This window comes from Microbulbifer sp. S227A, assembly GCF_049800935.1.
In genome coordinates this window covers 192,350-213,407 of sequence record NZ_JBNAFZ010000003.1, presented here as the reverse complement: position 1 = coordinate 213,407, position 21,058 = coordinate 192,350, and the positions used below count along the sequence as shown (strand labels likewise).

General features: G+C 63.6%; 18 protein-coding genes. 10 read left to right on the top strand and 8 right to left on the bottom strand.

The window, feature by feature from the left end; translation table 11 throughout:
• Nucleotides 1-13: 13 nt before the first annotated feature.
• Nucleotides 14-394 (bottom strand): bleomycin resistance protein, encoded by a 381-nt coding sequence (locus ACP15R_RS08760; protein WP_424986022.1) that lies wholly within the window; start codon nucleotides 392-394, stop codon nucleotides 14-16.
• Complete coding sequence (locus ACP15R_RS08755) at nucleotides 394-2,214, bottom strand: ABC transporter ATP-binding protein (protein ID WP_424986021.1); 1,821 nt, start codon at nucleotides 2,212-2,214, stop codon at nucleotides 394-396. Before ACP15R_RS08755 ends, ACP15R_RS08760 begins: the two co-directional genes overlap by 1 nt.
• A 268-nt stretch (nucleotides 2,215-2,482) precedes the next feature.
• Between ACP15R_RS08755 and ACP15R_RS08750 the strand changes: the two genes are divergently transcribed.
• The 3 genes from ACP15R_RS08750 (at nucleotide 2,483) to ACP15R_RS08740 (ending at nucleotide 6,254) form a co-directional block, all read left to right on the top strand.
• Nucleotides 2,483-4,186 (top strand): peptide ABC transporter substrate-binding protein, encoded by a 1,704-nt coding sequence (locus ACP15R_RS08750; protein ID WP_424986020.1) that lies wholly within the window; start codon nucleotides 2,483-2,485, stop codon nucleotides 4,184-4,186.
• Nucleotides 4,187-4,267: 81 nt separating this feature from the next.
• A complete protein-coding gene (locus tag ACP15R_RS08745; protein WP_424986019.1) occupies nucleotides 4,268-5,275 on the top strand; it encodes an ABC transporter permease in 1,008 nt (335 codons plus the stop codon).
• A complete protein-coding gene (locus tag ACP15R_RS08740) occupies nucleotides 5,268-6,254 on the top strand; it encodes an ABC transporter permease (protein WP_424986018.1) in 987 nt (328 codons plus the stop codon). The genes ACP15R_RS08745 and ACP15R_RS08740 overlap by 8 nt, the downstream gene beginning before the upstream one ends.
• A 36-nt stretch (nucleotides 6,255-6,290) precedes the next feature.
• Here the strand turns inward: ACP15R_RS08740 and ACP15R_RS08735 are convergent, their stop codons facing one another.
• Nucleotides 6,291-7,571, bottom strand: a complete 1,281-nt coding sequence (locus tag ACP15R_RS08735) for a DUF3422 family protein (protein ID WP_424986017.1) — start codon at nucleotides 7,569-7,571, stop codon at nucleotides 6,291-6,293.
• Between the two features lie 311 nt (nucleotides 7,572-7,882).
• Between ACP15R_RS08735 and ACP15R_RS08730 the strand changes: the two genes are divergently transcribed.
• Entirely contained in the window at nucleotides 7,883-9,490 is a 1,608-nt protein-coding gene (locus tag ACP15R_RS08730) for a calcium-binding protein (RefSeq protein ID WP_424986016.1), read from the top strand.
• Between the two features lie 69 nt (nucleotides 9,491-9,559).
• On the opposite strand, the gene ACP15R_RS08725 is transcribed toward ACP15R_RS08730, so the two are convergent.
• From ACP15R_RS08725 to ACP15R_RS08715, 3 genes are all read right to left on the bottom strand, one after another.
• The gene (locus ACP15R_RS08725; protein WP_424986015.1) at nucleotides 9,560-10,993 is read right to left on the bottom strand and encodes an NAD(P)(+) transhydrogenase (Re/Si-specific) subunit beta; all 1,434 of its coding nucleotides are present in this window, start codon (nucleotides 10,991-10,993) and stop codon (nucleotides 9,560-9,562) included.
• Between the two features lie 12 nt (nucleotides 10,994-11,005).
• Nucleotides 11,006-12,580 carry a Re/Si-specific NAD(P)(+) transhydrogenase subunit alpha gene (locus ACP15R_RS08720; RefSeq protein WP_424986014.1) on the bottom strand — a complete coding sequence of 525 codons (1,575 nt, stop codon included), beginning with the start codon at nucleotides 12,578-12,580 and terminating at the stop codon, nucleotides 11,006-11,008.
• 123 nt (nucleotides 12,581-12,703) lie between these two features.
• Complete coding sequence (locus tag ACP15R_RS08715) at nucleotides 12,704-13,153, bottom strand: methyltransferase family protein (RefSeq protein ID WP_424986013.1); 450 nt, start codon at nucleotides 13,151-13,153, stop codon at nucleotides 12,704-12,706.
• Nucleotides 13,154-13,315: 162 nt separating this feature from the next.
• Here ACP15R_RS08715 and ACP15R_RS08710 point away from each other — a divergent pair, with 162 nt between their 5' ends.
• The 4 genes from ACP15R_RS08710 to kynA are packed head-to-tail and all read left to right on the top strand — an operon-like array spanning nucleotide 13,316 to nucleotide 16,602.
• Nucleotides 13,316-14,068 carry an SDR family NAD(P)-dependent oxidoreductase gene (locus tag ACP15R_RS08710; protein ID WP_424986012.1) on the top strand — a complete coding sequence of 251 codons (753 nt, stop codon included), beginning with the start codon at nucleotides 13,316-13,318 and terminating at the stop codon, nucleotides 14,066-14,068.
• Between the two features lie 31 nt (nucleotides 14,069-14,099).
• Complete coding sequence (kynU, locus tag ACP15R_RS08705; protein WP_424986011.1) at nucleotides 14,100-15,293, top strand: kynureninase; 1,194 nt, start codon at nucleotides 14,100-14,102, stop codon at nucleotides 15,291-15,293.
• A complete protein-coding gene (locus ACP15R_RS08700; protein ID WP_424986010.1) occupies nucleotides 15,290-15,772 on the top strand; it encodes an N-acetyltransferase family protein in 483 nt (160 codons plus the stop codon). Before kynU ends, ACP15R_RS08700 begins: the two co-directional genes overlap by 4 nt.
• A complete protein-coding gene (gene kynA, locus ACP15R_RS08695) occupies nucleotides 15,769-16,602 on the top strand; it encodes a tryptophan 2,3-dioxygenase (protein WP_424986009.1) in 834 nt (277 codons plus the stop codon). The genes ACP15R_RS08700 and kynA overlap by 4 nt, the downstream gene beginning before the upstream one ends.
• Before the next feature lie 51 nt (nucleotides 16,603-16,653).
• Here kynA and ACP15R_RS08690 read toward each other — a convergent pair whose 3' ends face one another.
• A complete protein-coding gene (locus tag ACP15R_RS08690; RefSeq protein WP_424986008.1) occupies nucleotides 16,654-17,235 on the bottom strand; it encodes a TetR/AcrR family transcriptional regulator in 582 nt (193 codons plus the stop codon).
• A 104-nt stretch (nucleotides 17,236-17,339) separates the two neighbouring features.
• Here ACP15R_RS08690 and ACP15R_RS08685 point away from each other — a divergent pair, with 104 nt between their 5' ends.
• Nucleotides 17,340-17,804 (top strand): (2Fe-2S)-binding protein, encoded by a 465-nt coding sequence (locus ACP15R_RS08685; RefSeq protein WP_424986007.1) that lies wholly within the window; start codon nucleotides 17,340-17,342, stop codon nucleotides 17,802-17,804.
• A gap of 3 nt (nucleotides 17,805-17,807) precedes the next feature.
• Entirely contained in the window at nucleotides 17,808-20,045 is a 2,238-nt protein-coding gene (locus ACP15R_RS08680; RefSeq protein WP_424986006.1) for a molybdopterin cofactor-binding domain-containing protein, read from the top strand.
• A 36-nt stretch (nucleotides 20,046-20,081) separates the two neighbouring features.
• Here ACP15R_RS08680 and ACP15R_RS08675 read toward each other — a convergent pair whose 3' ends face one another.
• Nucleotides 20,082-20,852 (bottom strand): gamma-glutamyl-gamma-aminobutyrate hydrolase family protein, encoded by a 771-nt coding sequence (locus ACP15R_RS08675; RefSeq protein WP_424986005.1) that lies wholly within the window; start codon nucleotides 20,850-20,852, stop codon nucleotides 20,082-20,084.
• Between the last annotated feature and the right edge of the window lie 206 nt (nucleotides 20,853-21,058).

Here is a 21,058-nt window from a genome sequence, read left to right as displayed (position 1 = left end):
CGGTTCCCCTCGCTCATGCCCGGATCGCCTCACCGAAAAAGACCAGCGTGCAGTCTTCATCCGCCACGTGGAATTCCCGCTGGCCATAGTCCTGGTCGAACGGCGCGCGCACCCGTTCCGGTGGCAAGGTGTCAAGGCCCGGGCGCAGCCCCTGATAGAGCGCATCGATCCCGGTGACATCGATATAGAACGATCCCTCGCGCTCGGGATGCGCGAGATCGACCGTCGCATCCACCTCGACCAGGCGAATGGCCACCGCATCGCGGCGCAGAAAGGCATAGTTCTCGGCCCGGTAACCAAGCGCAAATCCCAGGACGCCACGGTAGAACGCAATCTGCGCCGCAAGCGAGGTGCAGGGAACAAAGGGCGTGATCTGGGTCAGCCGGGGTTGCATCAATAGCCGCTGTCGGTGGCCAGAACGTAGTGCCCGGGCTCGACCTCGTCATAGAGCGACGGTTCCGGGGCATAGTCGATGCCGTGGATCGGCGAGGGGATGGGTTTGAAATTCAGGTCCTTTTCCGACTTGCGCCGGCGTGGATCGGCAATCGGAACCGCCTTCATCAATGCCTGCGTATAGGGGTGTTGCGGGTTTTCGAACACCCTTGCGCGCGGCCCGAGCTCGACGATCCGGCCCAGGTACATCACGCCGACCTGATGGCTGACCCGCTCGACCACGGCCATGTCGTGGCTGATGAACAGAAAGGACAGGCCCAGTTCCGCCTGCAATTCCATCATCAGGTTCAGAACCTGCGCCTGAACCGACACATCCAGCGCGCTGACCGCCTCATCCGCGATGATCAGCTTGGGATTGAGCGCCAGCGCCCGGGCAATGGCCACGCGCTGGCGCTGCCCGCCCGAGAGCTCGTGCGGATAGCGGCGCATGAAACCGCGCGGCAACTCTACACGGTCAAACAGCATCGCCACCCTCTCGCGGATCGCCTCGGCGGAATTGGAGCCATAATTGCGAAGCGGTTCCGCCACCTGGTCCAGCAACTGCATCTGCGGGTTGAGCGAGGCGAACGGGTCCTGAAAGATCATCTGCATGTCCAGCCGCGCATCGCGCAGCCCGCGCGCGTCAAGACCGAGAACATCGACGCCATCCAGATCGATCTCGCCCGCCATCGGCTCGACAAGGCGCAGGATCGAGCGGCCGGCGGTGGATTTGCCACAGCCGGATTCCCCAACGAGGCTCAGGGTCTGGCCGCGATTGATGGTAAAGGACACATCCTCGACCGCGTGGACATTGGCCACAGTGCGCCGAAAGAACCCGCCCTTGACGGGAAACCGCGTGGTCAGGTTGCGCACCGTCAGCAGGACTTCGTCGGTACCGGTGATCGGCGCGATCTTCTGCCCTTCGACCCCCAACAGCTTCATCGGCTCGGGCGCGCTCTTGCCGCGCATCTCGCCCAGCTTGGGAACCGCCGCCAGCAATGCCTTGGTGTAATCGTGCCGGGGGGTCTCAAATATCTCTTCGACGCTGCCCTCTTCAACCTTGTGGCCCCGGAACATGACAACCACCCGGTCGGCCATCTGCGCCACCACCGCCATGTCATGGGTGATGAACATCACCGCGGTCCCGGTTTCGCGCTTGAGCCGGTCCATCAGCGCGAGGATCTCGGCCTGGATCGTGACATCCAGCGCGGTGGTCGGTTCATCCGCGATCAGCAGCCGGGGCTCGCAGGCCATCGCCATGGCGATCACCACCCGTTGCCGCATGCCGCCCGACAGCTCGTGCGGGTATTGTTTCAGACGCCGTTCCGGCTCGGGGATGCGCACCTCGCGCAACAGCACCAGCGCGCGTTCCTCTGCCTCGGCGCGCGACAGCCCCTTGTGCACCCGCAACCCCTCGGTCAGCTGCCGCCCGACCGTGAACACCGGGTTCAGCGCGGTCATCGGCTCCTGGAAAATCATCCCGATCTCGTTGCCGCGAATGTGCCGCATGAGATCCTGGTCGGCCTGCACCACGTCGAGATCCGCGCCGTCGCGGCGATCGAAAATCAGGCGTCCGGCACCGATATGGCCGCCGCCGAACTCGACCAGCCGCATCAGCGAAAGCGATGTGACCGATTTGCCCGACCCGGACTCGCCAACGATACAGACGGTTTCGCCCGGATTGACCTCGAACGACACATCCTCGACCCCGACCACCGGGCCATCCTTGGTCTGGAATTCGACCTTGAGACCCTTGATCTGTGCAATCGGCTGATCCAGCACGGGCATTCTCCAAGACTGACAAAACAGAACGCTACGGCGCGAAAGCCATCACTGTCAAACCCCGTGGTTGCATTTACCCAAGGCAACTCTTGCATTTTTGGCAAACTCTGTTTCGATAAGTGCACAAGTGGTGCGAGGGGCACCGCGGCAGGTCGACAAACGGCGCAACCCGCGCCGCGGCCGCTGCATGTTCCTGTTGCGGCACAGGAAACGCCCGCTGCTACATGCGGGGACACAAGGCGCGCAAGCGTCCAGCAAGGAGTAAGACATGACTATCAGAGCCCTGTTGCTCGGAGCGATCGCCGGAACGGCCCTGGCGCCCGCCGCGTTTGCCGAGCGTGGATCGGACGGCGAAGTCAAGGTGATCTACTGGCAGGCGCCATCGATCATGACACCCTATCTGTCCGGCGGCACCAAGGATCTCGAGGCCGCCTCGCTGGTGATCGAACCGCTCGCACGCTATGATCAGGACGGCAACATGGTGCCCTGGCTTGCCGAGGATGTGCCCACCGTCGCCAATGGCGGAGTGAGCGAGGACCTGAAGTCGATCACCTGGAAACTCAAGCAAGGCCTGTTGTGGTCCGACGGCTCTCCGGTGACCTCGGAAGACGTGAAATTCACCTGGGAATATTGCACCGCCGAGGGTGGCGGCTGTGCCCAATCCGAGAAATTCGGCGACGTGGTCGACGTGGAAACGCCGGACGACACCACCGTGGTAATCAGGTTCGGCGTGGCCAAGCCGTTCCCCTATGGCCCCTTTGTCGGAGCCCAGGCCCCGATCATCCAGAAAGCACAGTTCAAGGATTGCCTCGGCCCCAAGGCACCGGAATGCACCGAGGCCAATTTCAACCCGATCGGCACCGGCCCGTTCACCGTGACCGAGTTCCGCCCCAATGACGTGGTGACCCTCGCGGCCAATGAAAACTATCGCGACCCGGACAAGCCGGCCTTTGCGACGATGACCCTGAAGGGCGGTGGCGATGCCGCGGCGGCGGGCCGCGCGGTAATGGAGACCGGCGAATTCGACTACGCCTGGAACCTGCAACTGGCACCCGACGTGCTCAAGCGCATGGAAGAGGCCGGCAAGGGCAAGAACATCGTCGATTTCGGCACCCAGGTCGAGCGCCTGCATGTCAACCTGACCGACGTTAACCCGGCCCTGGGCGAAGAGCGCGGAACCGCCAAGCATCCGCATCCTTTCATGGTGGACAAGGCGGTACGCCAGGCCCTGTCCATGGCAATTGACCGCGCGCTGCTGACGGAAATCGGCTATGGTGACTTCGGCAAGCTGACCTGCAACGTGCTGCCGGCGCCGGCAATTTATGCCTCCACCGCCAATGACAGCTGCCTCGTGCAGGACATCGACGGTGCCAACAAGCTGCTGGACGAGGCCGGCTGGGCACCCGGTGCCGACGGTATCCGCGCCAAGGACGGCGTGCGGCTGTCGATCCTGTTCCAGACCTCGGTCAACGCGGTACGGCAGGACTACCAGGCGCTGATCAAGGACTGGTGGTCGCAGATCGGCGTGGAAACCGAATTGCGCAGCATCGACGCTTCGGTGTTCTTTGGCTCGGATCCGGGTTCCCCGGACACGTTCCAGAAGTTCTTTGCCGATATCGAGATGTTCACCAACAATTTCGACGGCACCGACCCCGAAGCCTATATGGCCAACTGGATCTGTGACGAGTTCCCGCGCCCGGAAACCCAGTGGCAGGGCAACAACATGATGCGCTTCTGCTCGGAGGATTACGACGCGCTGGTGGCGGAAATGGCCGTGACCGGTGACCTGAACGAGCGGGCACGCCTTGCCAAGGCGCTGAACGACATCCTGATGCAGGAATATGTCATGATCCCGCTGACCCACCGCGGCCGCAACTCGGCCCATGCCAATTCGCTGGGTGGCGTCATCATGAACGTGTGGGATTCCGAATTGTGGAATGTCGCCGACTGGCACCGCCAGCAAGGCTCCTGACCTGCCAATCCGACCCGTCGCGCCCCGGACCATCCGGGGCGCGGCATCGTCGCAACAAGAACAAGCCGCAAGGGCAATTGAATGCTGACCTTTACGATCCGACGATTGGTCCTGGCGGTTCCGACGCTTCTCTTCATCAGCCTGATCATCTTTCTGCTGCTGGAACTGGCACCCGGCGACCCGATGTCACAGGTGCCGCTGACCGTGCCGGTCGAAGTGCGCGAAGAGATGCGCAAGGCGCTCGGGCTGGGCGAACCGATCCCGGTGCGGTTCTGGAAATGGATGGTACAGTTCTTCTGGATCGAACCGCAGGTCCTGATCGACAACATCTTTGGCACCCAGCTGGCGGATGGCAAGCTGCGCGTGCTGAGCTGGCAGACCCGCTCGCCGGTCATGGACATCGTGGTACAGCGCATTCCGCAAACCCTCTGGGTGGTCGGCACCGCCTATGTGGTCGGCATCCTGATCGCGCTGCCCATCGGCATCTATTCGGCCTATCGGCAATATTCGTGGTTCGATCAGACCGGCACATTCGTGTCGATGATCGGCTTTTCGGTGCCGCCGTTCTTTTCCGGGGTGCTGGTGATCGTGATCTTTTCGGTCAATCTCGGCTGGTTCCCGTCGATCTATGACACCACCCACAAGGTCACCGACTGGGACAGCTTTGTCGCACAGCTGCGACAGATGGTCATGCCGGTCATGGTGCTCGCGCTGCAGATCACCGCACAGATCAGCCGTTTCATGCGCGCTTCGATGCTGGACAACCTGAACCAGGATTACGTGCGTACCGCCCGCGCCAAGGGCATCAGCGAATATTACGTGGTCATGGTGCATGTGCTGCGCAATTCGATGATCCCGGTGGTGACGGTGATCGCCCTTGGGGTTCCCGCGATCTTTGGCGGCGCGATCATCACCGAACAGGTGTTCAAGGTGAACGGTATCGGTCAACTGCTGATCAGTTCGATCCAGGCCAACGACCTGCCGATGGTGCAGACCCTGGCCTTTATCTTTGCGGTGCTGATCGTCCTCTTCAACCTGATCGCCGACGTCCTGTACGGCATTCTTGACCCGAGGATCCGCTATGACTGAATCGCGCCACGACACGTCATCCGATCCGCTGGACGAGGTTGCCGCGCTCACGGCACACGACCCGGCCACCGCCCTTGCCAGCGGCCCCCTGCCCGAGCGGCCGCCGCGCAGCCAGTGGCTGGATGTCTGGGACCAGTTCAAGACCCACAAGGGTGCCCTGTGGGGCGGTATCCTGTTCCTGCTGATCATCCTTGCGGTCTATCTCGGCCCCTATGTCTGGACCATCGAGCCGACCCAGATCGACATACGCGAGCGCAACCAGGGGCCCAGCCTGGCCCATCCTTTTGGCACGGACCAACTTGGGCGGGATATCCTGTCGCGGATGATGTCGGGCGGGCAGACCTCGGTTTCCGTCGGCATGACGGCGATGCTGCTGGCGTTGTTTCTCGGGTCTTTCGTCGGGGTGATCGCCGGATATTTCCGCAAGCTTGACGGCCCGTTGATGCGGTTGACCGACCTGTTTCTGGCGCTGCCGCTGCTGCCGCTGCTGCTGGTGATGATGCTGCTCTTTCGCGAACCGCTCAGCGCCGCCTTTGGTCCGGAACAGGGCATTTTCATCCTGATCGTCTGTGCCATCGGCATCACCAGCTGGATGCCCACCGCGCGTATCGTGCGCGGCGATGTGCTGGCGCTCAAGGAGCGGGAATTCGTGCTCGCCGCCCGCAGCATCGGCACCACCAACTCCAAGATGATCACCCGCCACATCCTGCCCAACGTGCTCAGCCCGATCATGGTCTCGGCGACCCTGGGTATCGCCACGGCGATCATCACCGAAAGCAGCCTGTCCTTTCTTGGCCTCGGCTTTCCGCCGGATTTCCCGACCTGGGGGCGGCTGCTTTATGACGGCACGGATTACCTGCAAGACTATCCCGAACGGGTGATCTGGCCGGGTGTGGCGATTTCGCTGACCGTGCTCAGCGTAAATTACCTGGGTGACGGGCTGCGCGACGCTCTCGACCCGCGTATTCGCGGCAGATAGCGAAACCGGGGCGCCCGGTCCCGGTCCCGGTCCGGCCTATTCCATTTTCTGGCGAATCCGGCGCACCATCCACCAGACCATCGCGATCACCGGCACCGTCACCATCGCCGTCAGCATCCCCTTGCTGAGGCCGGTCGCCTCGGTCAGCGGATAAAGCAGGTATCCCGCCAGCGACACCGCGTAATAGCTGATCGCGACCACTGACAGCCCCTCGACCGTGTGCTGCAATCGCAATTGCAGATCGGCCCGGCGGTCCATGCTCTCAAGCAGCGCCTGGTTCTGTGCGCTGCGTTCCACATCGACCCGCGTTCGCAGCAGATCTCCCGCCCGGATTGCCCGGTCGGCAAGCGCCTGCAGCCGCGTTTCGGTGGATTTGACCGTGCGCATGGCGGGCGCATAGCGTCGCATCATGAATTCGCCGAATGTCTGCCGCCCGTGAAACCGCGATTCGCGCAGCACGCGAATACGCTGGTTGACCAGCGCCTCATAGGCCCCGGTCGCGCCGAACCGGAACGAGGAATTGGCCGCCAATGTCTCAAGCTGCGAGGAGATCGACAGCAGGTCGGGCAGGATCACATCCGGCGGCGTGGTGCCTCGGGTCATTTCCATCATCAGCGCCGCAAGGTTATTGTCGAGTTCCGCAATCTGCGCCGACATCTCGCGCGAACGCGAAAAGCCCAGCATCGACATGGATTTATAGGTCTCGATCTCGCACATCCGCTGAACCAGCCGGCCGATCCGCGCCGCGCCTGTCTGCTCTGCGACAAACACCGCGAACCGCGAATGCCCGGCCGGGTCGATGCGGAAATCGCCCGACATGATGGCGCTTTCATCCAGCACGTTGGCAATGGCGGTGCTCTCGGGCACGAACCAGTCCGAGAGCTTGCGCGCGATCTCTTCGTCCGACGGCCGTGGCTCGACCCGGATCATCGCCGAGGTGATGCGCTGTCCTGGCGCGGTCTCAAGCCAGTCTTCGGGGAACACCTCGAAATCCGCCGGATCGAACGGGCGCGGCGACACGCCGTCGCGAAAGGCGGTATAGCTCACGAATTCGGTGTGCTGCTCCCATTTCAGAACATGCTGCCCGATCCGGTTGGTGTAATGGGTGGCACCGGGTTGCGGATGCGGCGCGCCATGGCGATCAAGCAACGCGATCAGGTGGGCCAGGTCCGCATCGCGATCGCGGCTGACTGCCTCGCGCGGTTGCTTGATCGCGACAAACACGACGCTGCTCTCGGCACCGATCTCGGGAAACGGGCGGGCATGCAATTCGTTTGCAAGCCGGTAGCGCAGAGGGTGATCTTCGATTGGTGGCATCGGGCCGTCCTGTCAACACGCCCTAGGCATCCGGGCGCGCTTCGCGTTAACCACATAAATTCAAATGGTTAAAGGAATACATATGTATACTTGCCGTGTGGTGCGCCATTGCCTGAATTTTGGGCAGCACCGGCATCCGCGGCCATATTAGGGAGAATCCGACATATCTGCTAGGGTATCGCCGGGAGCGCGCGTCGCGCATACGACCAGCACCAGCCGCCATCGCATAACGCGTTGAAATTCTTGCGTTCAACCGATGCCAGGCGAACCTGGCAGAGCGCGCGACGCAGGTAGCGACAGGAGAGATGGGCATGGCGACAATCGAAGGCTCTGGCCAGGGCGACATATTGACCGGCACCGATGCGGATGACGTGCTCTTGGGGCGCGGCGGCAATGACCGGCTGATCGGCGGCGGCGGCGCAGACCGTTTGGTGGGCGGCGCGGGGCGCGATTTCGCGGTCTATCTCGGCCTTGATGCACAAACCGTGATCGTGGCCGATCTGCTCGTCGGTTCCGGTTTGTCCGGCGAGGCCCAGGGCGACAGCTATGAGCAGATCGAAGGGCTGGTCGGATCGGTTTTCGCAGATCGGCTGATCGGTGACGATCACGACAATTGGCTGATCGGGCGCGAAGGCGACGATACGCTCAATGGCAATGCGGGCAATGACCGGATCAGCGGCGGGTTCGGGGCTGACACACTGTCGGGCGGCGCGGGGCTTGACTGGCTGATGTACCGGCACTCCAAATCCGCCGTCACCGTGGATCTGGGTGCCGATCTCGCGCAGGGCGGCGATGCCCAGGGTGATGTCTTTTCCGGGTTCGAGAACCTCCTGGGCTCGCATCACGACGACCTTCTGATCGGCACGTCCGGGGCCAATACCATCCGGGGCGGGTTTGGCGATGACACGCTGCGCGGAGCCGGAGGCAATGACCGCCTGAACGGCGGATGGGGCGACGATATTCTCGAAGGCGGGGCCGGAGATGACCATCTGACCGGCGGACGCGGCGACGATCTACTGAACGGGGGCGACGGGTTTGACACCGTGTCCTACGCGGACTCGGATGACAATATCTCGGTCAATACCCGCAACGGACAGATGCTCGGCGATGCGCGTGGCGACAGGCTGATCTCGATCGAGATGGTCATCGGAACCGAGTTTGGCGACAGCATCATACTCGGTGACGGGCCAAGCCGGCTTGTCGGCCGGGGCGGCGACGATTTCCTGGATGGCGGAAATGGCAATGACCGGCTGATCGGCGGCGCGGGCCGGGATTTCCTGCATGGCGGGTCGGGCATCGACACGGCGATCTATCGCGGCTCGCCCGAGGCGGTACGGATCTCGATGGAAAACCACACCCGCGAGGGAGGACATGCAGAAGGCGACACGCTGAGCTGGATCCACAATCTCACAGGGTCGCTCTTTGACGACATGCTCGAAGGCGATTTGCTGAACAACCGTTTGCGCGGGCTGGATGGCCAGGACCTGTTGATCGGCCGGGACGGAGCGGACAAGCTTGTCGGCGGTGCCGGGGCCGATACGCTGATCGGCGGTGAGGGCGCCGACAGATTTGCCTTTGTCGAGCTTGGCGACCACAGCCACATCAGGCAGGATGTGAACCAGACCCTGGCCCGCCACGCGGGCAGCGATGCGGATACGATCACCGATTTTGACCCGGGAACCGATGTGCTGTTGTTCAAGACGTCCGAGTTTTCCGGCCCTGTCGTCAACACCGACAGCATTGCCGACCTGAACCTGACCACCGCGACCGCCACGGGTTTTGCCTTTACCGGCAATGACCTGTTCTATGTTCGATTTGCAGAGACCGGGGATTTCGATGCGGGGATGGCCACCGTGCATCACGTCGCGACGCTGACCGCCATTGGTGGCCTGACGGACAGCGATTTCGCCTTTGTCTGAGAACGCCCGGAACGAAAAAGCCCCCGCCGGATGTCCGGCAGGGGCCCAATCATGTCATGTTGCGCCAGCTCAGTCGATCATTGGCAGCAGTTTGTCGAGCGACTGTTTCGCATCGCCATAGAACATCCGGGTGTTCTCCTTGAAGAACAGCGGGTTCTCGATCCCGGAATAGCCAGTGCCCTGGCCGCGTTTGGAGACAAAGACCTGCTTGGCCTTCCAGCATTCCAGAACCGGCATGCCGGCGATCGGGCTGTTGGGGTCTTCCTGGGCGGCGGGGTTCACGATGTCGTTGGAACCGATCACGATGGCAACATCCGTATCCGGGAAGTCGTCATTGATCTCGTCCATCTCGAGCACGATGTCATAGGGTACCTTGGCCTCGGCCAGCAGCACGTTCATGTGCCCCGGCAGACGTCCGGCAACCGGGTGGATCGCGAAACGTACTTCCTTGCCCGCGGCGCGCAGCTTGCGGACCAGTTCGCTGACCGATTGCTGGGCCTGCGCCACCGCCATGCCGTAACCCGGGATGATGATGATGCTGTCGGCATCGTTCAGCGCCTGCGCCACGCCATCGGCCTCGATGGCCACCTGCTCGCCCTCGACTTCCATCGCGGGGCCGGAAGCACCGCCAAAGCCGCCCAGGATCACGCTGACAAAGTGACGGTTCATCGCCTTGCACATGATGTAGGACAGGATCGCACCCGAAGAGCCGACCAGCGCGCCGACCACGATCAACAGGTCGTTGCCCAGCGAGAAGCCGATCGCCGCCGCGGCCCAGCCCGAGTAGCTGTTGAGCATCGACACCACCACCGGCATGTCGGCACCGCCGATGCCCATGATCAGGTGATAGCCGATGAACAGCGCCGCCAGCGTCATCAACAACAGCGGCAGGAAGGCACCTGTATTGAAATACCAGACCAGGCAGACCAGAGACAACGCCGCGGCACCCGCGTTCAGCGCATGGCCGCCGGGCAGTTTGGTCGCCGCCGACGTCACCTTGCCCGCCAGCTTGCCATAGGCAATGACCGAGCCGGTAAAGGTGATCGCACCGATAAAGATGCCAAGGTACAGCTCGACCCGCAGGATGTTGATCTCGACCGTTTCCTTTTTGGCCAGCAACGCGGCAAAGCCCTCAAGGGATTTCTTGGCCGCATCGTCCAGCGCCAGAACGTTGCCCAGTTCGAAATGGGCGTTGAACCCCACGAAGACCGCGGCAAGACCAACCAGGCTGTGCATCGCCGCAACAAGCTGGGGCATCTCGGTCATCTGCACCCGCTGCGCCACCACATAGCCGATCGAGCCACCGGCCGCGATCAGCAGAAGCGACAGCAGCCACAGGCCCGAACCGGGGCCGATCAGCGTGGCAAACACCGCCAGCGCCATGCCCACGATGCCGTACCAGACAGCGCGCTTGGCGCTTTCCTGGCCCGAAAGACCACCCAGCGACAGGATGAAGAGAACAGCCGCGACCACATAGGCCGCCGTCGTGAATCCGAATTCCATGGTACGGCCTCCTTAGGATTTCTGGAACATGGCGAGCATGCGCCGGGTGACGAGAAAGCCGCCGAAGATGTTGATCCCGGCCATGAAAATGGACAGCGCGGCAAGTATGATCACGAGCAGGCTGCCTGAACCGACCTGCATCAGCGCCCCCAGGATGATGATCGAGCTGATCGCGTTGGTCACGGCCATCAGCGGCGTGTGCAGCGAGTGCGACACGTTCCAGATCACCTGGAAGCCGACAAAGACCGAAAGCACGAACACGATGAAATGCTGCATGAAGCTCGCCGGAGCGACGAGACCGACACCCAGCAGCAGCACCGCGCCAACCGCGATCAGCGTGACCTGTTGCTTGGTCTGGGCCTTGAACTCGGCCACTTCCTGCGCGCGTTTCTCTTCCGGGGTCAGCTCCTTGGGCTTTTCCTTGGGCTTGGCCGCGATGGCCTGAATCTTGGGCGGCGGCGGCGGGAAGGTGACTTCTTTTTCATGGGTGATGGTCGCGCCACGGATGACGTCATCTTCCATGTTGTGATTGATCGCGCCGTCCTTTTCAGGCGTCAGGTCGGCCATCATGTGACGGATGTTGTTGGCATAGAGCGTCGAACTCTGCGCCGCCATGCGGGACGGGAAATCGGTGTAACCGATGATCGTAACTCCGTTGTCGGTCACGACTTTTTCGTCCATCACGGTCAGTTCACAATTGCCGCCACGCTCGGCGGCCAGGTCGACGATCACGCTGCCCGGTTTCATCGCTTCGACCATGTCCTTGGTCCACAGAAGCGGCGCGGGCCGGTTCGGGATCAGGGCCGTGGTGATGACGATATCCATGTCCGGCGCGATTTCGCGGAACTTCTCGAGCTGCTTGGCCTGGAACTCGGGGCTGGACGGCGGCGCATAGCCACCGGTTGCCGCGCCATCCGGCAGTTCGGATTCGTCGAACTCCAGGAACACGAATTCCGCGCCCATGGATTCAATCTGTTCCGCCACTTCGGGGCGCACGTCAAACGCGTAGGTGATCGCGCCCAGCGACGTTGCCGTCCCGATCGAGGCCAGACCGGCCACGCCGGCGCCAACAACCAGGACCTTGGCCGGGGGCACCTTGCCCGCCGCCGTCACCTGGCCGGTAAAGAAACGGCCGAAATTGTTGCCCGCCTCGATCACCGCGCGATAGCCGGCGATATTGGCCATCGACGACAGCGCGTCCATTTTCTGGGCCCGGCTGATCCGCGGCACCATGTCCATGGCGATCAGGGTTGCGCCCCGCTCGGCGGCCTTGCCCATCAGCTCTTCGTTCGAACCCGGATAGAAGAACGAAATCAGGGTCTGGTCGTCGCGCAGGCGCTTGACTTCGGTTTCGGTGGGCGGGCGCACCTTGGCGATCACGTCCGCAGCCTTGTAGAGGGCCGCCGCGGTCTTGACCACCTCGACACCCGCTGCTTCATATGCCGCATCCGAGAAGCCGGCCTCAAGCCCGGCCCCGGACTCGATCAGGCATTCATGCCCCAGCTTCTGAAGCTGCGCCACGCTCTCGGGCGTCATCGCAACACGACGTTCCCCGTCGTGAATTTCCTTCGGCGTTCCTATCTTCAATCCAAGTCCCCCTAATTTGCCCGGTGCGGGCGCAATACGGCCTAAATTCTGGTCGCTTCCCTACCTTGCGTTCCAAGACTGTGCAAGCGCGGCACAGAGACGCGGCGCAGATATGTTACCTGATCACAACCATCTGCGCACTTTTCTTTCGTATCTGGCGTAATCCGCCCTGAACAATTTTCGCAGGCGGTTCTCTTCTGGTAATATAAATCGTTGTTCGATCACCCAGATGAAAATCGGCACCAGCGGCAGCGCCAGAACTGCATCGAATCGCAGCACGAATCCCGCCAGGAGCAGAGCGTCACCGACATAGATCGGATTGCGCGACCGCGAGAATATTCCCGACTGGATCAAACGCTCGGGAGTGCCGTGGGGGTGAACCGTGGTGGCGTGCCGGCGGAATGCGCTCAGGGCCAGTACCATCAACAGCAGGCCCCCGCCGATCATCATCCCCCCGAGCAGGTCAGCCCAGTGGCCGCCAAACCCAAGCCCGAACGCCAGGTGCCGCGACTGGACCCAGGCCAGGGCGACAAACCCGGCGAGCCAGACCGGCGGTACGTCAATCCATTTCATCGCCTCATCCCCCCATGTTGGTTTCCCGCGTGCAAGTCTGCACCTGAATCGCAGCCGGTTTCCAGCCGGCATGTCGCCACCGGTCGACCCCGCAGTTGCCCGCAGCCGCTTGTTTCTGGTGGACGAGCCGATAGGGTGCTGCTGAGCCAAGGGAGAAACAGCATGACAGTTCAAGGAAAGCACGCGCTCGTCACCGGTGGCGGCACCGGAATCGGGCTGGCGATTGCCCGCGCACTGGCGGCGGATGGCGCGCAGGTCACGATCACCGGACGACGCCAGCAGGTGCTCGACGAGGTGGCCGGCGACGGTATCTTTGGCATGGCCATGGACGTGCGCGACGAAGAGGATGTGACCACCAAGGTCGCCTCGGCTGTAGACGCCCGCGGCCCGGTGCAGATCTGCGTCGCCAATGCCGGCGTCGCCGAGGGACGCGCGGTGCACAAGACCACGCTGGAATTCTGGCGCAACATGATGGCCACCAACCTGGACGGCGCGTTCCTGACCATCCGCGAATGCCTGCACGGCATGCGGGAGACCGATTGGGGCCGGGTCATCACCATGGCGTCGATTGCCGGGGTCAAGGGGCTGCCGGGCGCGGCCTGTTACTCTGCCTCGAAACACGGGCTGATCGGGCTGACCCGCGCGCTGAGCGAGGATTACATCGGCAAACCGATGACCTTCAACGCCATATGCCCGGCCTATGTCGATACCCCGATCGTCGAACGCAACACCGGCAATATCGCCAAACGCGCCGGGATCAGCCAGGACGACGCCCGCGCCGTCATGGTCAATTCCAACCGCCACAAGCGGCTGATCGCGCCCGAAGAGATCGCCGCCACCGCCATGTGGCTGGTGCGCCCCGGCTCCGAGAGCATCAACGGACAGGTGATCGAGATCGCCGGCGGCCAGATGTGAGCCACCGCGCCCCAACAAGCCAGGACAGCCAATGACCGATTTTGCAGCAACCAAGGCGATGTTCGACATCCCCCAAGATGTGATCTATCTGGACGGCAATTCGCTCGGCCCGTTGCCCCGCGCGGCACCGGGGCGGCTGGCCGGAATGCTCGCCGACGAGTGGGGCAAGATGCTGATCACCGGGTGGAACAAGGCCGGGTGGATGGCGATGCCGATGGCCCTGGGCGACCGGGTTGGCCGGCTGATCGGGGCGGAACCCGGGCATGTGGTTCTGGGCGACACCCTGTCGATCAAGGTCTACCAGGCGCTTGCCGCCGCGCTCGAACTGAACCCGGATCGCCGCGTGGTGCTGAGCGACTCCGGCAATTTCCCCTCCGATCTCTACATGGCACAGGGGCTGTTGCGGAGCCTTGGCAAGGGCCATGAATTGCGCGTGGTCGCTCCCGATGACGTTGAGGCCGCCATAACCGACGAGGTCGCGGTACTGATGCTGACCGAGGTTGATTACGGCACGGGGCGGCTGCATGACATGGCGACCCTGACCCGGCGCGCGCATGACGCGGGGGTCGTCACGGTCTGGGATCTGGCGCATACGGCGGGCGCGGTTCCGGTGGACCTGTCGGGCGCGGGGGCCGATTTCGCGGTTGGCTGTACCTATAAGTACCTCAATGGCGGACCGGGCGCGCCGGCCTTTATCTACGTGGCGCCGCGCCATGCCGACCGTGCGGTTCCGGCGCTCTCCGGCTGGCTGGGCCATGAGGCACCGTTTGATTTCGAACAGAGCTATCGCCCCGGTCGGGGCATCGAACGGATGCGGGTCGGCACCCCGCCGATCATCCAGCTGACGGCGCTGGAAACCGCGCTGGATATCTGGGACATGGCGGATATGCAGGATGTTCGCGCCATGTCGGTTGCCCTGTGCGAGCTGTTCATATCCGAGATCGAAGCCTCCTGCCCGATGCTGACCCTCGCCAGCCCGCGCGATGCCGCCCAGCGCGGCAGCCAGGTCTCGTTCCGCTTTGAGCAGGGCTATGCCGCGATGCAGGCGCTGATCGCCCGCGGGGTGATCGGCGATTTCCGTGCGCCCGACATCATGCGGTTTGGTTTCACCCCGCTCTATATCGACGCCAGCGACGTGCGTGCCGCCGTGGCGGTCATCCGCGATGTCATGCAGAACCAGCTTTGGAACCGCCCCGACTACATGGCCCGCGCGGCGGTCACATGACCTGGATCGTCCGCCCCTATGTCGCGCATGACTGTGCCGCATGCTGGCAGGTCTATCACGGCGCGATCCAGATTGGTGCGCGCGGCCATTATGACCGGGCGCAACGCGATGCCTGGAGCGCCAGCGCCCCCCGGCCAAGCCACGAAAACTGTGCCCGCCTGGCCGGGGCGACGACGCTGGTCGCACAATCCGGGGATGACGTGATCGGCTTCATGTCGCTGACATCCGACGGGCATCTGGACCTGGCCTTTGTCGATCCCGCATTCATGGGGCGCGGGGTGGCATCCGATCTGCACGACGGCCTGCTGCGACACGCGCACGCGACCGGGTTGCGGCGGCTGACCACCGCGGCCAGCCATCTCGCCCACCGGTTCCTTGCACGCAGGGGCTGGCGGATGATCGAACGCGAAACCGTGACCCGCTCGGGCGTGTCGATCGACCGGTTTCGCATGGACCTGCAACTGGAGCCGACACCATGAGCGATCCCTATGACCCCGCGCACGAAGGGGCGCAGATGTCCTTTGACGGGCGTATGTCCTATGGCGACTACCTGCACCTGCCGGGCCTTCTGGACGCGCAGCATCCCCTCTCCGAGGCGCATGACGAGATGCTGTTCATCATCCAGCACCAGACCTCGGAACTGTGGATGCGCCTGGCCATTCACGAGCTCACCGCCGCGCGCGATACCCTGCGCGGCAGCGACCGGCGTCCGGCCCTCAAGATGCTGGCCCGCGTGTCGCGGATCTTTGAACAGCTCAACAACGCGTGGGACGTGCTGCGCACCATGACGCCAAGCGATTACACCACGTTCCGCGAGGCGCTCGGGCAGTCCTCGGGGTTCCAGTCGCACCAGTATCGCCAGATCGAGTTCATGTTGGGCAACCGCAATACCGCGCTGCTCAAGCCCCATGCCCACCGCCCCGACATCACCGCGCTGCTGCGCGCCGAACTGGCGCAGCCATCGCTCTATGACGTGGCGCTTGCCGCGCTGAACCAATGCTTTCCCCTGCCCGGCTCGGTTCTGAACCGGCCACCTGACCAACCGCATGTCGAGAATGCCCGCGTCACCGAGGCCTGGAGCACCGTCTACCGCGATCCTTCGACCCACTGGGAACTCTATGAACTGGCCGAGAAACTGGTCGACCTGGAGGATTATTTCCGGCGCTGGCGGTTCAACCATGTCACCACCGTGGAACGCGTCATCGGGTTCAAACGCGGCACCGGCGGCACCGGCGGCATTAGCTATCTCAAGCGGATGCTCGAGGTCGAACTGTTTCCCGAACTCTGGCATCTGCGTACAGGTCTCTGAAACTTGGCCTCTGGGCGCTGACCTCTGAGTCGCGCGCCGCTCCCCCCCTGATCAGTCCCTTGTCAGCCCGCTCCCCAGCAACCTGGCAAAAATCGCCAGCCGCGCGCGCAACTGGGGCACCGAAGTGACCGTGGTTTTCAGCCCCTTCAACCCGACCAGGATAACATCCGCGACCATATCGGGCGTATCGGGCAGCGTGACGCGCCCCTGCCCCTCAGCCCGCCCGAGCCAGTCCGCATAGAGCGCGCGCAACCGATCCTCGCCCGCCTGTTTGATGTCCGCGGCGGTCTTTTCCCCGGTATCCAGCAGCTCCATCCCGTGCGGCGAATTCAGCAATGTTTCGACCATGTCGCCGATCTGCGCATCAAACGCGGCCTGCAACTGCTCGGATACCGGTTTGTCGCCGCGCAGGGCATCGGCCAGCCCGTCAACAGCCTTGTCGTAATAGGCCTGCGTCAGGCTGCGGAATATGTCGTCCTTGTTCTTGTAATGCTGGTAAAGCGCCGGGCGCGACATGCCCGCGCCGTCGGCAATGTCGTTCATCGATGTCTTGCGATACCCATAGGTCGAAAACACCTGCATCGCCGCATTCAGAATGGTGTCCTGCCTGGAATCGCTGGTCTCTCGCATCATGGCCACAGGTCTTGCACGTCCTTGTCTTCCGGTCGGTTGACATTCTGACACTATTTACTATTTTTGTCAGATCGTCTTTGCAATTGACAGGATCGAGGCCCGCCATGTCAACCCAACTCACCATTAACGGCAAATCCCATCAGGTGGAACTCCCCGACGATGTTCCGCTGCTCTGGGTGTTGCGCGATGAAATCGGTCTGACCGGCACCAAGTTCGGCTGTGGTGTCGCGGCGTGCGGTGCCTGCACGGTGCATATCGACGGAGAAGCGGTGCGCAGCTGCCAGGTGCCGCTCTCGGATGTCTGGGGCGATGTGACCACGATCGAGGGTCTTGGCATCCCCGATGCCATGGCGATCATCCAGCAGGCCTGGGTGACGCATCAGGTTGCCCAATGCGGATACTGCCAGTCGGGCCAGATCATGCAGGCGGCCGCGCTGCTGGCCGAGACCCCGAACCCCACCGATGCCGAGATCGACGACGCGATGCAAGGCAACCTGTGCCGTTGTGGCACCTATCCCCGTATACGCGCGGCGATTCACACCGCCGCCGGCAAGATGCAGGAGGCCTGATCGATGGCAAGCCTTGGAAAAATCGCCCGCCGGACCTTTCTGATCGGGTCCGCCGCCATTGTCGGTGGCGTCGCCTTTGGCGCCTATTATCTGTCCCGCCCTGCCCCCAACCCGCTGCGGCCCGCCGAGGGCGAGGCGGCGCTCAACCCCTTCGTGCTGATCGACCAGCAGGGCGTGACCCTGTTCGCCCCCCGCGCCGAAATGGGCCAGGGCGTCAGAACGACATGGGCCGCGCTGATTGCCGAAGAGCTCGACGTTGATCTTGACGCGGTCCGCATCCTGCATGGCCCCGCCGCCACCGCCTATTACAACAGTGCGCTGATCGGCGAGGTGCTGCCCGGTAAGGGCTATGACAAGTCGGACTTCATGCATGGTGTCGCCGAAACCCTCGGCGTGATCGGCAAGGTCATGGGCATGCAGGTGACCGGCGGATCGACCTCGATGATCGACGGGTTCGAGCGTATGCGCACCGCCGGAGCCTCGGCGCGCGAAACCCTGAAGGAAGCCGCCGCGCAACGGCTCGGCCTTGATCGCCAGGCGCTCAAGACAGCCAATGGCAGGGTCATCGCACCGGACGGCACCGAGATCGCGTATGGCGACCTTGCAGAGGCCGCCGCCGCGCTGGACCCGATCAGGGCCGAATTGCGCCCCGCCACCGAATGGCGCCTGCTTGGCACGTCGCAACCGCGCGTGGACATGGTCGGCAAGACCACCGGCACCGCGCAGTTCGGCATCGACGTACGGCTGGACGGCATGAAATTCGCCTCGGTCCGCATGTCCCCCCGACATGGCGGGATGAAACGGTTTGACGCCACGGAGGCCCGTGCCATGCCGGGCGTCGAACAGGTCATCGACCTGGGTACCGGCGTCGCGGTGATCGCCAACAACAGCTGGATCGCCATGCAGGCACTTGAAGCCATCGACGTGGATTGGGACGAGGCCCCCTACCCGCCCGAAACCGACCAGATCCTTGCCGGGATCGCCGCCGCCTTTGACACGGAGCCGAATTCGACCATGCGCGACGATGGCGACGCGGCCACGATCCCCACGGGGGCCACCGAGATCAGCGCCGAATACCGCGTGCCCTACCTGGCCCACGCGACGATGGAACCGATGAACGCCACCGCGCTCTACTCGGGAACCCGGCTCGATATCTGGTGCGGCAACCAGGCACCGATTTTCGTCGCCCGCCACTGCGCCGACGCGGTGGGGCTCGAGGCCGGGGCGGTCGAGGTGCATACCACCTATCTCGGCGGCGGTTTCGGGCGCCGAGGCGAGGTCGATTTTGCGGTCCTTGCCGCTCGTATCGCCCGGGAAATGCCCGATACGCCGATCCAGGTCACGTGGTCGCGCGAAGAGGACATGCAGCACGATTTCTACCGCCCCGCTGCAATTGGCCGGTTCCGGGGCGCGGTTAAGGACGGCAAGGCGGTGCTGCTTGATGGCGGCATCGCGGCGCAATCCTGCACCCAACAGGCGATGGGCCGCTGGCTGGGCGCGCCCGCGGCAGGCCCCGACAAGACCACGGTCGACGGTGCCTTCAATGCGCCCTATGCCATCCCGAATTTCCGCATCCGGGGCTATCTGGCCGAACTGGCGGTCCCGGTCGGGTTCTGGCGGTCGGTCGGGGCCTCGGTCAACGGCTTCCTGCTGGACAGTTTCGTTGACGAAATGGCCCATGCCGCCGGGCGCGACCCGCTCGACTTCCGCCTGCAGATGGCGCGGGCCGAATGGGAACCCGCCGCCGCCTGCCTTGAAACCGTGCGCGACATGTCTGGCTGGACCGGCAAGACCCCGGACGGTGTCGGGCGCGGCGTCGGATTTACCTACAGCTTCGGAACCCCGGTCGCGCAGGTGATCGAGGTTGTCGACGAAGACGGCACGATCCGCATCAACAAGGCCTGGATCGCCTGCGATCTCGGGATCGTGCTCGATCGCGGCATCGTCGAGGCCCAGATGATCGGCGGCATGAATTACGGCCTGTCCGCCGCCTGTTACGGCGAAATCACCTTCTCCGACGGCGCGGTCGAACAGCTCAACTTCCCCGACTACGATGCCATCCGGATGCACACCGCCCCGGCCACCGAGGTCGCCATTCTCGAAAACAAGCCGCATATCAGCGGTGCCGGCGAACCGGGTACCCCCCCGTCAATGCCGGCGCTCGGCAATGCCCTGTTTGACCTGACCGGCACCCGGGTTCGCGACCTGCCCTTCAGCAAGCATTTCGATCTGCTGGTGTGACGGCCAAGCCGATCCCACCGGGCCGGCCACCGATGTTCAGGCGCTCTTTTGCAAGGCCGGGCGCGCCGCCCAGGCGCGCACCGCATCCCCAAAGGCGGTAAACAGCGGGCGCGAAACCGGGTCATTCGCCGCATCCCACTCGGGATGCCACTGCACCGACAGGGTAAAGCCCGGCGCACCCTCTACATAGATCGCCTCGGGCGTTCCGTCCGGTGCATGGCCATCGATCACGATCCGCGGACCCGGGCGCTTGATCCCCTGCCCGTGCAATGTATTGGTCATCACCTCGGTGGCCCCGAACAACTGGTGAAACACGCCGCCCTCGGCAAAACGCACCGTGTGGCGCAGCGCGAATTTCTCTTCCAGGGTGCCATCCGGCGGCATCCGGTGGTTCATCCGCCCCGGCAGATCGCGGATCTCCGGATACAGCGTGCCACCCATCGCCACGTTCACCTCCTGAAAACCACGGCAGATGCCGAAAAACGGCTGCCCCCGCTCGACGCAGGCCCGCACCAGCGGCAGGGTGATCGCATCCCGCGCCCGGTCGAACGCCCCATGCGCTTCGGTGGCATCCTCGCCATATTCCTCCGGGTGCACGTTGGGTCGCCCCCCGGTCAACAGGAAGCCGTCGCAGGTCGCGAGCAATTCCTCCACCGACAGGAACCGCGGATCGGCCGGAACCAGCAAGGGCATGCAACCCGAAACCTCGGCCACCGCCTCGGAATTATGCGACCCGCCCGCATGGGCCGGGTATTCGTCGTTGATGAGATAGCTGTTGCCGATGATGCCGACGATGGGGCGCGTCATGTGAATGCCTGTCTGTCTTGTTTGCCCAAGAATAGGATGCCCCGCGCCGAACGGCAACTGCCCGACCCTGCATGGCGGCGCAGGTGGGTGTGTCGTGACGCACCAATGCGCAGGGATCGGGCAGGTTCAGCTCTCGCCTGCCTGCCCTGCCGCCCCGATCCCACGGGTCTGGCCATGCGCATTCGCGAAACGCCGCGGCGGCGTCC

Excerpts from the sequence above, each read along its gene's own strand:
- kynA (WP_424986009.1), top strand. The coding sequence starts at position 15,769 with ATGAGCGATCCCTATGACCCCGCGCACGAAGGGGCGCAGATGTCCTTT.
- ACP15R_RS08675 (WP_424986005.1), bottom strand. The coding sequence starts at position 20,852 with ATGACGCGCCCCATCGTCGGCATCATCGGCAACAGCTATCTCATCAAC.
- ACP15R_RS08680 (WP_424986006.1), top strand. The coding sequence starts at position 17,808 with ATGGCAAGCCTTGGAAAAATCGCCCGCCGGACCTTTCTGATCGGGTCC.
- ACP15R_RS08740 (WP_424986018.1), top strand. The coding sequence starts at position 5,268 with ATGACTGAATCGCGCCACGACACGTCATCCGATCCGCTGGACGAGGTT.
- ACP15R_RS08730 (WP_424986016.1), top strand. The coding sequence starts at position 7,883 with ATGGCGACAATCGAAGGCTCTGGCCAGGGCGACATATTGACCGGCACC.
- ACP15R_RS08735 (WP_424986017.1), bottom strand. The coding sequence starts at position 7,571 with ATGCCACCAATCGAAGATCACCCTCTGCGCTACCGGCTTGCAAACGAA.
- ACP15R_RS08685 (WP_424986007.1), top strand. The coding sequence starts at position 17,340 with ATGTCAACCCAACTCACCATTAACGGCAAATCCCATCAGGTGGAACTC.
- ACP15R_RS08745 (WP_424986019.1), top strand. The coding sequence starts at position 4,268 with ATGCTGACCTTTACGATCCGACGATTGGTCCTGGCGGTTCCGACGCTT.
- ACP15R_RS08750 (WP_424986020.1), top strand. The coding sequence starts at position 2,483 with ATGACTATCAGAGCCCTGTTGCTCGGAGCGATCGCCGGAACGGCCCTG.
- ACP15R_RS08725 (WP_424986015.1), bottom strand. The coding sequence starts at position 10,993 with ATGGAATTCGGATTCACGACGGCGGCCTATGTGGTCGCGGCTGTTCTC.
- ACP15R_RS08690 (WP_424986008.1), bottom strand. The coding sequence starts at position 17,235 with ATGATGCGAGAGACCAGCGATTCCAGGCAGGACACCATTCTGAATGCG.
- kynU (WP_424986011.1), top strand. The coding sequence starts at position 14,100 with ATGACCGATTTTGCAGCAACCAAGGCGATGTTCGACATCCCCCAAGAT.
- ACP15R_RS08700 (WP_424986010.1), top strand. The coding sequence starts at position 15,290 with ATGACCTGGATCGTCCGCCCCTATGTCGCGCATGACTGTGCCGCATGC.
- ACP15R_RS08710 (WP_424986012.1), top strand. The coding sequence starts at position 13,316 with ATGACAGTTCAAGGAAAGCACGCGCTCGTCACCGGTGGCGGCACCGGA.
- ACP15R_RS08715 (WP_424986013.1), bottom strand. The coding sequence starts at position 13,153 with ATGAAATGGATTGACGTACCGCCGGTCTGGCTCGCCGGGTTTGTCGCC.
- ACP15R_RS08760 (WP_424986022.1), bottom strand. The coding sequence starts at position 394 with ATGCAACCCCGGCTGACCCAGATCACGCCCTTTGTTCCCTGCACCTCG.